General features: G+C 64.7%; 13 protein-coding genes. 4 read left to right on the forward strand and 9 right to left on the reverse strand.

Annotated elements, in window-relative coordinates:
• The 8 genes from HL666_RS08280 to HL666_RS08315 all read right to left on the reverse strand — a co-directional run bounded on the left by HL666_RS08280 (nucleotide 1) and on the right by HL666_RS08315 (nucleotide 7,076).
• Nucleotides 1–501 (reverse strand): FixH family protein, encoded by a 501-nt coding sequence (locus tag HL666_RS08280; RefSeq protein ID WP_172180798.1) that lies wholly within the window; start codon nucleotides 499–501, stop codon nucleotides 1–3.
• 21 nt (nucleotides 502–522) lie between these two features.
• Nucleotides 523–2,004, reverse strand: coding sequence for a cytochrome c oxidase accessory protein CcoG (gene ccoG, locus HL666_RS08285; RefSeq protein WP_172180800.1), 1,482 nt, complete (start codon nucleotides 2,002–2,004; stop codon nucleotides 523–525).
• A gap of 99 nt (nucleotides 2,005–2,103) precedes the next feature.
• Nucleotides 2,104–2,976, reverse strand: coding sequence for a cytochrome-c oxidase, cbb3-type subunit III (gene ccoP, locus HL666_RS08290; RefSeq protein ID WP_172111917.1), 873 nt, complete (start codon nucleotides 2,974–2,976; stop codon nucleotides 2,104–2,106).
• A 6-nt stretch (nucleotides 2,977–2,982) separates the two neighbouring features.
• Complete coding sequence (locus tag HL666_RS08295; RefSeq protein ID WP_015668233.1) at nucleotides 2,983–3,147, reverse strand: CcoQ/FixQ family Cbb3-type cytochrome c oxidase assembly chaperone; 165 nt, start codon at nucleotides 3,145–3,147, stop codon at nucleotides 2,983–2,985.
• An 18-nt stretch (nucleotides 3,148–3,165) separates the two neighbouring features.
• The gene (gene ccoO / locus HL666_RS08300) at nucleotides 3,166–3,900 is read right to left on the reverse strand and encodes a cytochrome-c oxidase, cbb3-type subunit II (RefSeq protein WP_172134115.1); all 735 of its coding nucleotides are present in this window, start codon (nucleotides 3,898–3,900) and stop codon (nucleotides 3,166–3,168) included.
• A gap of 11 nt (nucleotides 3,901–3,911) precedes the next feature.
• Nucleotides 3,912–5,558 carry a cytochrome-c oxidase, cbb3-type subunit I gene (gene ccoN / locus HL666_RS08305; protein WP_172111915.1) on the reverse strand — a complete coding sequence of 549 codons (1,647 nt, stop codon included), beginning with the start codon at nucleotides 5,556–5,558 and terminating at the stop codon, nucleotides 3,912–3,914.
• A 222-nt stretch (nucleotides 5,559–5,780) separates the two neighbouring features.
• Complete coding sequence (locus HL666_RS08310; protein WP_009027195.1) at nucleotides 5,781–6,206, reverse strand: CBS domain-containing protein; 426 nt, start codon at nucleotides 6,204–6,206, stop codon at nucleotides 5,781–5,783.
• A 36-nt stretch (nucleotides 6,207–6,242) separates the two neighbouring features.
• The gene (locus tag HL666_RS08315) at nucleotides 6,243–7,076 is read right to left on the reverse strand and encodes a universal stress protein (protein ID WP_172134114.1); all 834 of its coding nucleotides are present in this window, start codon (nucleotides 7,074–7,076) and stop codon (nucleotides 6,243–6,245) included.
• Nucleotides 7,077–7,405: 329 nt separating this feature from the next.
• Between HL666_RS08315 and fixL the strand changes: the two genes are divergently transcribed.
• The 4 genes from fixL (at nucleotide 7,406) to HL666_RS08335 (ending at nucleotide 10,791) form a co-directional block, all read left to right on the forward strand.
• Nucleotides 7,406–8,881 carry a sensor protein FixL gene (gene fixL / locus HL666_RS08320; protein WP_311975709.1) on the forward strand — a complete coding sequence of 492 codons (1,476 nt, stop codon included), beginning with the start codon at nucleotides 7,406–7,408 and terminating at the stop codon, nucleotides 8,879–8,881.
• Nucleotides 8,874–9,491 carry a response regulator FixJ gene (gene fixJ, locus HL666_RS08325; protein ID WP_172112158.1) on the forward strand — a complete coding sequence of 206 codons (618 nt, stop codon included), beginning with the start codon at nucleotides 8,874–8,876 and terminating at the stop codon, nucleotides 9,489–9,491. The genes fixL and fixJ overlap by 8 nt, the downstream gene beginning before the upstream one ends.
• A gap of 77 nt (nucleotides 9,492–9,568) precedes the next feature.
• On the forward strand, nucleotides 9,569–9,973 hold the full coding sequence (locus HL666_RS08330) for a response regulator (protein WP_172111912.1): 405 nt from the start codon (nucleotides 9,569–9,571) through the stop codon (nucleotides 9,971–9,973).
• A gap of 110 nt (nucleotides 9,974–10,083) precedes the next feature.
• Nucleotides 10,084–10,791 carry a helix-turn-helix domain-containing protein gene (locus tag HL666_RS08335; RefSeq protein WP_172112157.1) on the forward strand — a complete coding sequence of 236 codons (708 nt, stop codon included), beginning with the start codon at nucleotides 10,084–10,086 and terminating at the stop codon, nucleotides 10,789–10,791.
• A gap of 15 nt (nucleotides 10,792–10,806) precedes the next feature.
• On the opposite strand, the gene HL666_RS08340 is transcribed toward HL666_RS08335, so the two are convergent.
• Nucleotides 10,807–12,129 (reverse strand): MFS transporter, encoded by a 1,323-nt coding sequence (locus HL666_RS08340; protein ID WP_172111911.1) that lies wholly within the window; start codon nucleotides 12,127–12,129, stop codon nucleotides 10,807–10,809.
• Between the last annotated feature and the right edge of the window lie 6 nt (nucleotides 12,130–12,135).

The raw sequence follows: 12,135 nt of genomic DNA on the forward strand, positions 1-12,135 counted from the left end.
TCAGTTCAGCAGCACGCGGTTCTTCGACATGAACAGGCGGCGGCCGCTGGAATCGCCTTCCAGCACCAGATCCCACTGGCCGGGCGCGATCGCCTCCGCCGTGCCGCGATAGATGCCGATGCCGACCTCGGCGAGCGCGACCTCCTGATCGGCGCGCTTGTCGGCGGGCCGCTCCAGCCGGCCCTGGAAGGTCAGGCCCGACACGGGATTGCCGCTCGCGTCGCGCGCATTGACCTGCACGACCGCCGCGCCGCCGGCGCCGCGCTCGATATGTGCTTCGACCTGCCAACGCCGGGCATCCTGGGCGCGCGCCGCCGCGATCTCCTTTTCGTAGCCGAGGCTGGCGCTGTAGGCGCTGTCGACCTCGGTGCCCGGCAAGGTCGAGATCGCCAGCTTCATCATGACGACGTTGACGCCGATCACGATGCCGAAGAAGGCGACCAGCATTGCGAGCACCATGCGTCCGGTCAGCGGTGTGGATCTGTCGGAACGGCTGGCCATGGACGGGCTCCTCGGACTGTCTTAAGGGCTGACGAAATTGTCGGTGGCGGAGGCGACGACGCCGAGGCCGATATCGGTGATGTGGAACTTCACCGGGATCGACTTCTCCGGATTGCTCTCCTCCGGCGCGGTCACCAGGAGCCGCAGCTCCTCGGTCTGGTCGCGGCCGATCACGATCATCGGGCGATCGGGCGTGACGGAGTCGGCGCCGACGACGTGGACGGTCGAATTCACCGGGCCTTCGATGTCGATGGCGATGACGCGGTCGAAGCCGTGCTTGTTGAGGACGCGCACCGTATAGGCGTTGCGGATCGAACCATCGGACAGCTTGATCGCGATCGGGTTGCGATCGTGCAGCACGTTGACGTCGAGCAGCGAACGGGTCGCGAGCTTGTAGACCATGGCACCGCCGACCACCGCGATGATCGCGGCGTAAGCGACCGTGCGCGCGCGCACGAGCTTGTAGATCGGCGCCTTGCCTTCCTGCCGGCGGTGGATGTTGATGTCGTTGTCATAGCCGATCAGCCGCGTCGGCCGCCCGATCTTGGTCATGACCGTGTCGCAGGCGTCGATGCAGAGGCCGCACTGGATGCAGTCCATCTGCGCGCCGTCGCGGATGTCGATGCCGGTCGGGCACACCGCGACGCATTGCTTGCAGTCGATGCAATCGCCGGCCTGCTGGCCCAGCGCGCGCAGCTCGGCGGCCTTCTTGACCGACATGCGGCTCTCGCCACGGTCATAGCGATAGGTGACGTTGAGCGCCCATTCGTCGGTCAGCGCCGCCTGGATGCGCGGCCACGGGCACATGTAGACGCAGACCTGCTCGCGCATGAAGCCGGCGAGCGTGTAGGTCGTGGCAGTGAGGATCGCGATCCAGACATAGGCCAGCATCGGCCCCTGGAAGGTGACGAGCTCCCTCACCAGGGTCGGCGCATCGCTGAAATACAGCACCCATGCGCCACCGGTCCACCACGCGATCATCAGCCAGATCGAATGCTTGAGCACGAGCTCGGAGATTCGCTCCAGCCTCATCGGGTCGCTGGAGGCATCCTTCTTCATGCGCTCGCGGCGGTCGCCCTCGATCAGGCGCTCCACCGCGTAGAACAGGTCGGTCCACACCGTCTGCGGGCAGAGGTAACCGCACCAGATGCGGCCGCCGATCGCATTCATCAGGAACAGGCCGATGGCGGCGATGATCAGCAGGCCGGTAAAGTAGTAGACCTCCTGCGGCCACAGCTCGATGAAGAAGAAGTAAAATCGATGGTTCGGAAAGTCGATCAGCACCGCCTGGTCGGGCGCGCCAAGGCCGCGATTCCAGCGAACGAACGGCAGGAAGTAATAGACGCCGAGGCAGAAGCCCATCAGGCCCCATTTGATCCGGCGGAAGGTGCCCGAGACGCTCTGCGGATAGACCTTCTTGTGCGCGGCATACAGCGGACCGTAATCGTCCACCGGCTGCACCTCGTCACGCTTCAGGTCGTCGGGTTTTACCGTCTGGTTCATCGCTGGGGGGGCTTCTCGCAGTTGCGGCCGAAGGTATGCCCACCTCCGGCCGCTCAGTTGATCCAGCTCAATTGAAGGGAAAGTTCCGTTGGATTTCCGTTACTTTCCGCCGCCCAGCGAGTGGACATAGACCGCCATCGCCTTGATCGTGGTCGGGTCGAGACGGCCCTCCCAGGCCGGCATGACACCGGCGCGGCCATTGGTGATGGTCTCGATCAGGGTCGCCTCGTCCGAGCCGTAGAGCCAGATCTTGTCCGTGAGGTTCGGCGCGCCGAGCTCCGGATTGCCCTTGGCGTTGTCGCCATGGCATGCCGCACAATTCTCGGCGAAGATCTTGGCGCCGGCCTTGGCGTCATAGCCCGGCCGGGTCGAAAGCCCCGCCAGCTCGCGGACGTAGTTGGCGACCGTCACGATCTCGGCCGGCTTCAGGACACCGTCCTTGCCGAAGGCGAGCATCTGGCCCTCGCGGGTCTTCGGATGGCCCGAGCGGATGCCGTACAGCAGGGTCTGCTGGATCTGCTCCAGCGAGCCGCCCCACAGCCAGTCGTCGTCGTTCAGGTTCGGGAAGCCCTTGGCGCCCGCCGCACCCGTGCCGTGGCACGCGGCGCAGTTGTCACCGAACACCGTCTTGCCCTTGGCGCGGGCCAGACCCAGCATCGCCGGATCCTTCTCGATGTCGGCGAGCGAGGCGGTGGCGAGAGCCGCCATCTTGGCGCCGCGGATCTTCTCGAGGTTGGCGAGCTCGACCGCCACGTCCGCGCGGGACGAGTAGCCGAACAGGCCAGCCGTGTTGCTGGAGATGGTCGGCCAGGCCGGATACACGATCCAGTAGCCGATCGCCCAGACGATGGTGATGTAGAAGGTGATCACCCACCACCGCGGCAGCGGGGTGTTGAGCTCCTTGATGCCGTCCCAGGCATGGCCCGTCGTGGCGGTGCCGGAGACGCTGTCGACTTCGGTATGGTCAGCCATGTTGAATTACTCCTCGCGCAACGGCATGCTCGCCGCCTCGTCGAAAGCGGCCTTGTTGCGAGGCCAGAGGGCGTAGGTGACGATCGCGATGAAGATCGCGACGAAGATCGGGGTCCACAGCGTCGTCACGAGTGACGACGCGATGTTTTCGACTGCAATGATGGGCTTCATGATGCTCGCCTCTCGATCTCAGCGCAGATTGGCTTTTTCGTTGTAGATCTTGAAGTCCACCAGCGTGCCGAGCATCTGCAGATACGCGACCAGCGCATCCATTTCAGTCGGCGCACCCGCCTTGCCGTCGAAGTTGCGCACCACCGCCTTCGGATAGCGCTTGGTGAGCGCCTCGGCGCCGGCACCGTCCGGATCGACCTGGGCCTTGAGATCGGCGGCGGCGTTGGCGATCTGATCGTCGGTGTAGGGCACACCGACCGCGCGCAGCGTCTTCAGATGGTCCGCGACGTTGTTTGCGTCGAGCTCGTTCTCCTTCAGGAAAGGATAGCCGGGCATGATCGACTGCGGCACGATGGCGCGCGGGTTGGCCAGATGGGTGACGTGCCAATCGTCGGAATACTTGTTGCCGACGCGGGCGAGGTCGGGTCCCGTGCGCTTCGAGCCCCACTGGAACGGATGGTCGTACATGCTCTCCGCGGCGAGCGAGAAGTGGCCGTAGCGCTCCACTTCGTCACGCAGCGGACGCACCATCTGCGAGTGGCAGAGATAGCAGCCCTCGCGGACATAGATGTTGCGGCCGGCCAGCTCGAGCGGCGTGTAAGGACGCACGCCGTCGACCGCCTCGATCGTGCTCTTCAGGTAGAAGAGCGGAGTGATCTCGACGAGGCCGCCGATCGCGATCACCAGCAGGATGCCGATGACCAGGATGATCGAGTTCTTCTCGAAGACTTGGTGTCGTTGCCAGAATGACATGGTTGGATACCTCACTCCGCCGGCTGAAGAGCGACGGGCGACTGAACTTCTTCCTCACCGACACGGACCGTCATCCAGAGATTGTAGGCCATGATGAGTGAGCCGATCAGGAACAGCGCGCCACCGGCGGCACGGATGATGTAGAAGGGATGCATCGCCTCGACGGTCTCGATGAACGAGTATTCGAGGAAGCCGAGCGCCGTGTAGGACCGCCACATCAGACCCTGCAGGATGCCCGAGACCCACATCGCGGAGATGTAGAGCACGATGCCGAGCGTGGCCGTCCAGAAGTGCCAGTTCACGAGCTTGAGGCTGTAGAGACCCTTGCGGTTCCAGATCCAAGGCACCAGGCAGTACAGCGCGCCGAAGGACACGAAGCCGACCCAGCCGAGCGCACCGGAGTGCACGTGACCGATGGTCCAGTCGGTGTAGTGGCTGAGCGAGTTGACCACCTTGATCGACATCATCGGACCTTCGAAGGTCGACATGCCGTAGAAGGCGACCGACACGACCAGCATGCGCAGCACCGGGTCGGTCCGCAGCTTGTCCCACGCACCTGACAGGGTCATCAGGCCGTTGATCATGCCGCCCCAGGACGGCATCCACAGCATGATCGAGAAGGTCATGCCGAGAGTCTGCGTCCAGTCCGGCAGCGCCGTATAGTGCAGATGGTGCGGGCCGGCCCAGATGTAGAGGAAGATCAGCGCCCAGAAGTGGATGATCGACAGCCGATACGAGTAGATCGGACGCTCAGCCCGCTTCGGGATGAAGTAGTACATGATGGCCAGGAAGCCGGCGGTCAGGAAGAAGCCGACCGCGTTGTGGCCGTACCACCACTGGAACATCGCATCCTGCACGCCACCCCAGGCGATGTAGGACTTGGAGCCGAACAGCGAAACCGGCAGCGCCGGGTTGTTGCCGAGATGCAAGACGGCGATCGTAACGATGAAGGCCAGGTAGAACCAGTTCGCCACGAAGATGTGCGGCTCCTTGCGCTTGATGATCGTCACCAGGAAGACCAGCAGGTAGACCACCCAAACGATCGTCAGCCAAAGATCCGAGTACCATTCGGGCTCGGCGTATTCCTTGCCCTCGGTGACACCGAGCAGATAGCCCGTGCCCGCGATCAGGATGAAGAAGTTGTAGCCGATCACCACGAACCAGGGCGCGAGATCACCGGCGAGACGCACGCGGCAGGTCCGCTGCACGACGTAGAACGAGGTCGCCAGCAGCACGTTGCCGCCGAAGGCGAAGATCACCGCCGAGGTATGCAGCGGTCGCAGGCGGCCGAAGCTGGTCCATGGCAGGTCGAAGTTCAGCGCGGGCCAGGCCAGTTGCGAGGCGATGATGAGGCCGACCGTGAAGCCGGCGATGCCCCAGAACATCGCCATGAACGAGGCGAACTTGATCGGACCGAGATTGTAGTTCGGCCGACCATTGATCTCCTGCGGAGGCAGCTCGCGGCGCTCGAAGTAGCGATTGAGGATGAAGAAGACGGACGCCGCGCTGGCGGCAGCCGCGAGCGAGGCGTGGAACGCGAAGGCCGTATCCAGTGCCTTCGCCGCAGCGAAGACGCACAAGAAGGCGGTGACGGCGAACGTAAGCGATAAGCCACTTTCGCCGATGGTCATGGATTTTGTGGATGAGGACGCGCTCATGCGGAATCTCGCTGAAAGAACACGAGCCCAGCAACCACAATCGCTCACACGTGGAATTGATCGAAATCAACCTTGCGACCCGTTCGCCGCTAAAGAGCCGGGTGTTGCACGACGAAGCGCGGGCGCCATGCAAGCAAAGCAGATCGTCCCGCACGCAGAGGATGCGTACGGGACGATGTGATCTTAGACTTCCGTATCAGTTCCGGATCGAGGCGCCCGCCGTCAGTCCTTCGCCGCGGCCGCGAGCGCCCTCACGATGTCCTCGCGGGCGATGATGCCGACCAGACGGTTGTCGCCGTCGGTCACGGGAAGGCTGCGGATGCGGTGCTCGACCATCAGCTGCAGCACGCGCGTCAGCTTGGTGTCCGGCCTGACGTAGATGAACTCGGACGTCATCACGTCGGCGACCGTCCTGTTCATCAGGTCGCTGTAGCGCGGCAACATCTGGTTGGGCGTGAACGCAAAGCATTTCAGCACGTCGAACTTGGTGACGATGCCGATCACCTCGTCGTTCTCGACGACGGGGTAGGTGTTGAAATCGTCGCGGTCGAACATGTCGCCGAGCTCGCGAATCGTCGTCTCGCGGGTCACGGTCGTGATCGTCCGCGTCATGTAGCTGCCGGCGGTGTCCTCGAGAAATTTGTACAAGGCGGCAATCCTGTTCTCGGATGGAGCGGTTGAAATTCAGTGCGACAGCAGCACGCAGCGCTCGGTGCGCGTGACGAGATGCTCGGTGACGCCGCCGAGCACGAGCTCGCGGAATCGGGAATGGCCATAGGCGCCGGCGACGACCAGCCCGGCGGTGAGATCGGCGGCCACGGCGTCGAGCTTGGCGGCCACGTTGCGCCCCGTCCCCGGCTCCTCGACGCGGGCCGAGGCGGTGATCTTGTGATGGCCGAGCCAGGCGACCACGTCGTCGAGGCGCGCCTCGCAGGCATCATAGTCCGAGCTGTTCTCAAGGATCTCGACCACGACCACGTCGCTCGCCTTGGCGAGCAGCGGCAGCGCGTCCGTGACCGCCCGGCGCGCCTCCGGCGTCTCCTTCCAGGCCACCAGCACGGTCCCGAGATCGAGCCAGCCGACATTGTCGGGCACGACGAGCAGCGGCCGTCCGGCCTCCATCACCAGATCCTTGGGGCTGGCGATCGCAAACGCATCGGACATGCCGGGAGGCGCGCTCCCGGTGACGAGAATATCGGCCGCGCGCGCCTGGGCCAGGACATAGCGGGCGGGAAAATCCAGCCCGCTGCGCCAGCTCAGCGACGCGGCCCGCTCGCCGACGACCGAGCGAAACTGCTGCTCGAGCTCGGCCAGCCTGTTCTGAAGGGCGCCCTCACCCTGCTCGACCAGCTCCTGGGCCTGCTCGCCTGTGGTGAAATAGAGCGGGGGTGTGAATTCCGCGGCCGCAACGCCGATGATGCCGGCGTCGAACCGGGCCGCGAGATCGCCTGCGACCTGGAGACGGGCCTCATTGGGCTGGTTGAGCGCAAGGCTCACCATGACAGTCGCGAAAGTCATCCGTCTCTCCAAACAATGCTTCCATGCAGCTCTTAGAGGTGAAATCACCTACCGTGATGAGATAGATCAATGTGCTGCAGCGGAACCCGAACGGCAAGGGAGCGATGGAACCCGCCCAACATCGGAGAAAGCCTTGAATTGTCGAACCAAAGTTAAGTCGGCCGGGGTTGCAACGGCGCAATCTGGTATAGAATACCGCAGGGCTTCCTCGTCTTCCCTGGGCTGCTCACGGCAACTCTGCTCCTGACAACTCTGCTCCTGGCCATAACGGCGAATCGATCGAAAGCTTCCAAGTGCGCGGCGTCACCCAACCCTTTCCCGACGCATCCATCCGCCCCGAAGACTCCCACTCGCTGGGCTTCGGCGCATGGGATCTCGACCTCGCCTCGGGTGAATTCTACTGGTCCGTGACCACGCGGAAGCTGTTCGGAATCGCTGCCGACCAGCCGGTCACCTATGGCTCGTTCCTGTCGCTGCTGGCCGGTCAGGACCGCGCCCCTGTCGAAGCCGCGATCGAGCAGGCCCGCCACCAGGGCTCCGGGTTCGACATGTCGTTCAAGGTGCCGGGCGGCGGACACTGGATTCGCGTGCTCGCCGGCGTGGTCCCGGATGAGGATGGGCAGCCGCGGCACCTGCGCGGCATCGCCCTCGACATCGACCAGGAGAAGCGGCTGGAAGAGGCGTTGCGCCTGCGCGAGCAGCACTTCCGCTCGATCCTGGATACCGTGCCCGACGCGATGATCGTGATCGACGGCAACGGCACCATCCAGTTCTTCAGCGCCGCGGCCGAGCGGATGTTCGGCTTCACCGAGGAAGAGGCGGTCGGCCTCGACGTCAGCGAGCTGATGCCCGAGCCCGACCGCTCGCGCCACGCCGGCTACCTGCTCCGCTATCATGCCAGCCGCGAGCGACACATCATCGGCATCGGTCGGATCGTCACCGGACGCCGCCGCGACGGCTCGACATTTCCCATGCATCTGTCGATCGGCGAGATGCAGTCCGGCGGCAAGCCCTATTTCACCGGCTTCGCCCATGATCTCACCGAGCACCAGCAGACCCAGGCGCGCTTACGCGAATTGCAGTCGGAGCTGGTCCATGTCTCGCGCCTCAGCGCCATGGGCGAGATGGCATCTGCCCTGGCTCACGAGCTGAACCAGCCGCTCGCCGCCATCAGCAACTATATGAAGGGCTCGCGCCGGCTGCTCGCCGGCAGCAGCGATCCGAACACGCCCAAGATCGAGAGCGCGATGGACCGTGCCGCCGAGCAGGCGATTCGCGCCGGCCAGATCATCCGCCGGCTGCGCGATTTCGTCTCACGGGGCGAATCGGAAAAGCGGGTCGAGAGCCTGTCCAAGCTGATCGAGGAGGCTGGCGCGCTGGGCCTTGCCGGTGCCCGTGAGCAGAACGTGCAGTTACGATTCCAGCTCAATCCGGACGCCGATCTCGTGCTGGCCGACCGGGTCCAGATCCAGCAGGTGCTGGTGAACCTGTTCCGCAATGCGCTGGAGGCGATGTCACATGCGCCCCGGCGCGAGCTCGCCGCGACCAATCACAGGGTCAGCGACGACTTGATCGAGGTCGCCGTGTCCGATACCGGAACGGGATTCCACGACGACGTCATGCCCAACCTCTTCAAGACCTTCTTCACCACCAAGGATACCGGAATGGGAGTTGGGCTTTCGATCAGCCGCTCCATCATCGAGGCCCATGGCGGGCGCATGTGGGCCGAGAACAACGAGGCAGGCGGGGCGACATTCCGCTTCACCCTGCCGGCCGCCCCAACCAAGGTTGAGCATGATGGCTGAACAGGCCAAGGTCTATGTGATCGATGACGACGAGGCGATGCGGGACTCACTGAACTTCCTGCTCGATTCCTCCGGATTCAAGGTCACGCTGTTCGAGAATGCGCAAAGCTTCCTCGACCGGCTGCCGACGCTCGCCTTCGGCTGCGTCGTCTCGGACGTGCGGATGCCCGGCATCGACGGCATCGAGCTGCTCAAGCGCATGAAGGCTGCCGGCAGCAGCTTTCCGATTCTGGTGATGACCGGACATGGCGACGTGCCGCTCGCCGTCGAAGCCATGAAGCTCGGCGCGGTCGACTTCCTCGAGAAGCCGTTCGAGGACGAGCGCCTCGTCGCCATGATCGAGACGGCGATCCAGCAGGCCGGGCCGGCGGCGAAGAACGAATCGGTTACGCAGGACATTCTCGGTCGCATCGCCAGCCTGAGCCCGAGGGAGCGCCAGGTGATGGACGGCTTGATGGCCGGACTCTCCAACAAGCTGATCGCCCGCGAATACGACATCAGCCCGCGCACCATCGAGGTCTACAGGGCGAACGTGATGACCAAGATGGGAGCGAACAGCCTCTCCGAGCTGGTGCGTCTTGCGATGCGCGCGGGCGCGCTGAAGGATTGAGCTAGATCAAGCTGCCTTGACAGAATCGAGTGTTATGTTGTGCCTCGGTTCAACATCACATTCTCGCGGCACGTGCGATGTCGGCTCACATGAAACCCACGGTCTACGTAGCCGACGACGATGCCGACGTGCTCGGCTCGCTGCGCTTTCTGCTGGAAGCCGACGGCTTCGATGTCCGCACCTTTCGCAGCGGCACCGCGCTGCTGAAGGCCTCGGATCACGCCCTGGTCGACTGCTTCGTCGTCGACTACAAGATGCCCGAGCTCAACGGGGTTGAGCTCGCGGAACGGTTGCGCAAGCAGGGCGCGACGGCTCCGGTGGTGCTGATCACCGGCCATTACGACGATCGGCTGGCGGCCCGCGCCGCCGCGGTTGGGATCCAGGACTTTCTGCTCAAGCCGCTGCTGGACGACAATCTGGTGAAGCGGATTCGCAAGGCGATCGCAAACGACCACTCGGCTACCGCCCAGCGCGCCTCCTGACCACCCCGTTACGTAGATCTACGTAGGGGAACCCCCTTAAGATAACGGCCCAAATGTCCTTAACGGGAGCCGCCGTGTACCACATCGCCATCCGCCGCAAGGAGATGGTCATGCTCAATCAGTCGATTGCCAATTCGGTCGTCAGCACCAACGCCACCCACACCGTCCCCTCTCCTGCTGTCCCTTCTCCTGCCGCCAATCCGTTTGCCGAGATCACCGGCCATGCCGGGCTGATCGCCAGCGAGTTCTCCTACAAGAAGGACGAGGAGATCTATGGCGAGGACGAGCCGGCCGAGTACGTCTATCAGGTGATCTCCGGCGCCGTGCGCAGCTACAAGCTCTTGTCCGACGGCCGTCGCCAGATCGGCGCCTTCCATCTTCCCGGCGACGTGTTCGGCCTCGAATTCGGCTCGGTGCACCGTCTCGCCGCCGAGGCCATCATCGACACCACCGTGCGCCTGGTGAAGCGCCGCAGCCTCGAGCAGGCTGCCGGCACCGACGTCACCGTCGCCCGCAAGCTCTGGACCATGACGGCTCACGACCTCCGCCATGCCGAGGACCACATGCTGCTGCTGGGCCGCAAGACCGCGATGGAGCGCGTCGCGACCTTCCTGCTCGAGATGGACCGTCGCCTTGCCGTGGCCGGCATGATGGCGCTGCCGATGTGCCGCCGCGACATCGGCGACTATCTCGGCCTCACCCTGGAGACCGTCTCCCGCGCGCTGTCGCAGCTGCACAGCCAGGGCGTTCTCGGCTTCTCCGGCGCGCGCCAGATCGTGCTCCGCAACCGCCAGCGCCTGCGCAGCATGGACGCCTGAGGCGTCCCACCCGCATCAAGCCCTGATTTCGCGCTGCCCCGTCTCCGGCATCAGCAGCGCGATGAGCAAGAGACCCGCGAGCGCCACCCCCGACAACCCCATGAAGGCAGTGGCGCTGCCGAACCTGTCGCTGGCGAAGCCCGCCATGACGGTCGACAGTGAGGCGCCGATCCCGGTCGCCGTGCCGACGATCCCCTGAGCCAGATTGAAGTGGCCGCTGCCGAAGGCGACGTCGGCCACCGTCAACGGAATCATCACGGCGAAGACGGCGGCAGTGACCCCGTCGAAGATCTGCACGGCGACGAGCACGTAGGGGTCGTGAACCACCGCGAACAGCGCGCCACGAACGGTGAGCGCAGCAAACCCCAGCATCAGCAGCGGCCGCCTGCCCCATTGCTGCGCCACCGCGCCGACCGACGGCGAGGTCAGCGCCACGATGGCCTGCGGCACGACGATGCAGAAGGCGATCAGCATCGGCGCCCATTCGCTCGATTTCGTCGTCACCACGCCCGCCATCAGCGGCAGCATCGCCGCATTGGCAAGCTGCAGCAGGAACACGCCGAGCGCGAATACCAGCAGTGCACGCTGGCGCAGCAGGCCGAGCAGACCCGACAGCCGCGCCCCCTCGCTGTCCTCCTGCAGGGCATGGCCATGGGCGCGCGCAATGTCGATCTCACGCTCGCGGATGCGCGACAGCGCGATCAGCGTGGGAAAGGCGAGAATGAACGTCACGAGGAAAACCGCGCGGCTGGAGATGAGATAACCGCAGGTCCCCATGACCGCCGCCGCCACGCCACTGCCGAGCGAAGCGAAGCGCGCGTTGCGCCCCAGTCGCTCCGCCATGCCGCGCGGACCGACCAGTCCGAGGCTGATGGCGGCGATGGCCGGGCCCAGCACGCAGCTCGCCGCCGCATGCAAGGTTGCGGCGCCCGCGACCACGGGAAAAATCGGCCATACGGCGTAAGCCAGCGCACTGCAGCCGATGGCGGCGACGGCGAGACCGGCCACCCGCCGCTCCGACCTGGCCGCATCGATGATCGCGCCGCCTGGCATCTGCCCGATCAGTCCGACGATGCCGCCGATCGACAGCACCAGACCGATCTGGGCCTGCGTCCATTTCTGCGTCGTGAGGTACACTGCGATGAACGGTCCGAAGCCGGTCTGCACGTCGGCCAGGAAGAAGATGAACCAGTCGAGCCCGCGCAGGCTCTGCCGGGAGGGCACGGGTCTCGCCATCGTCCGGCCATGATCCTGCACGGCCTCACGCGCGCCAGCTTCCGCCGCGCGGTCGGGCCTAGGCTCCCGGTCAGGTGATCTGGACGGCCGTGTAATCGGCATGGTTTC

The sequence above is a fragment of the Bradyrhizobium aeschynomenes genome (genome assembly GCF_013178945.1).
In the GTDB taxonomy this organism is placed as follows: domain Bacteria; phylum Pseudomonadota; class Alphaproteobacteria; order Rhizobiales; family Xanthobacteraceae; genus Bradyrhizobium; species Bradyrhizobium aeschynomenes.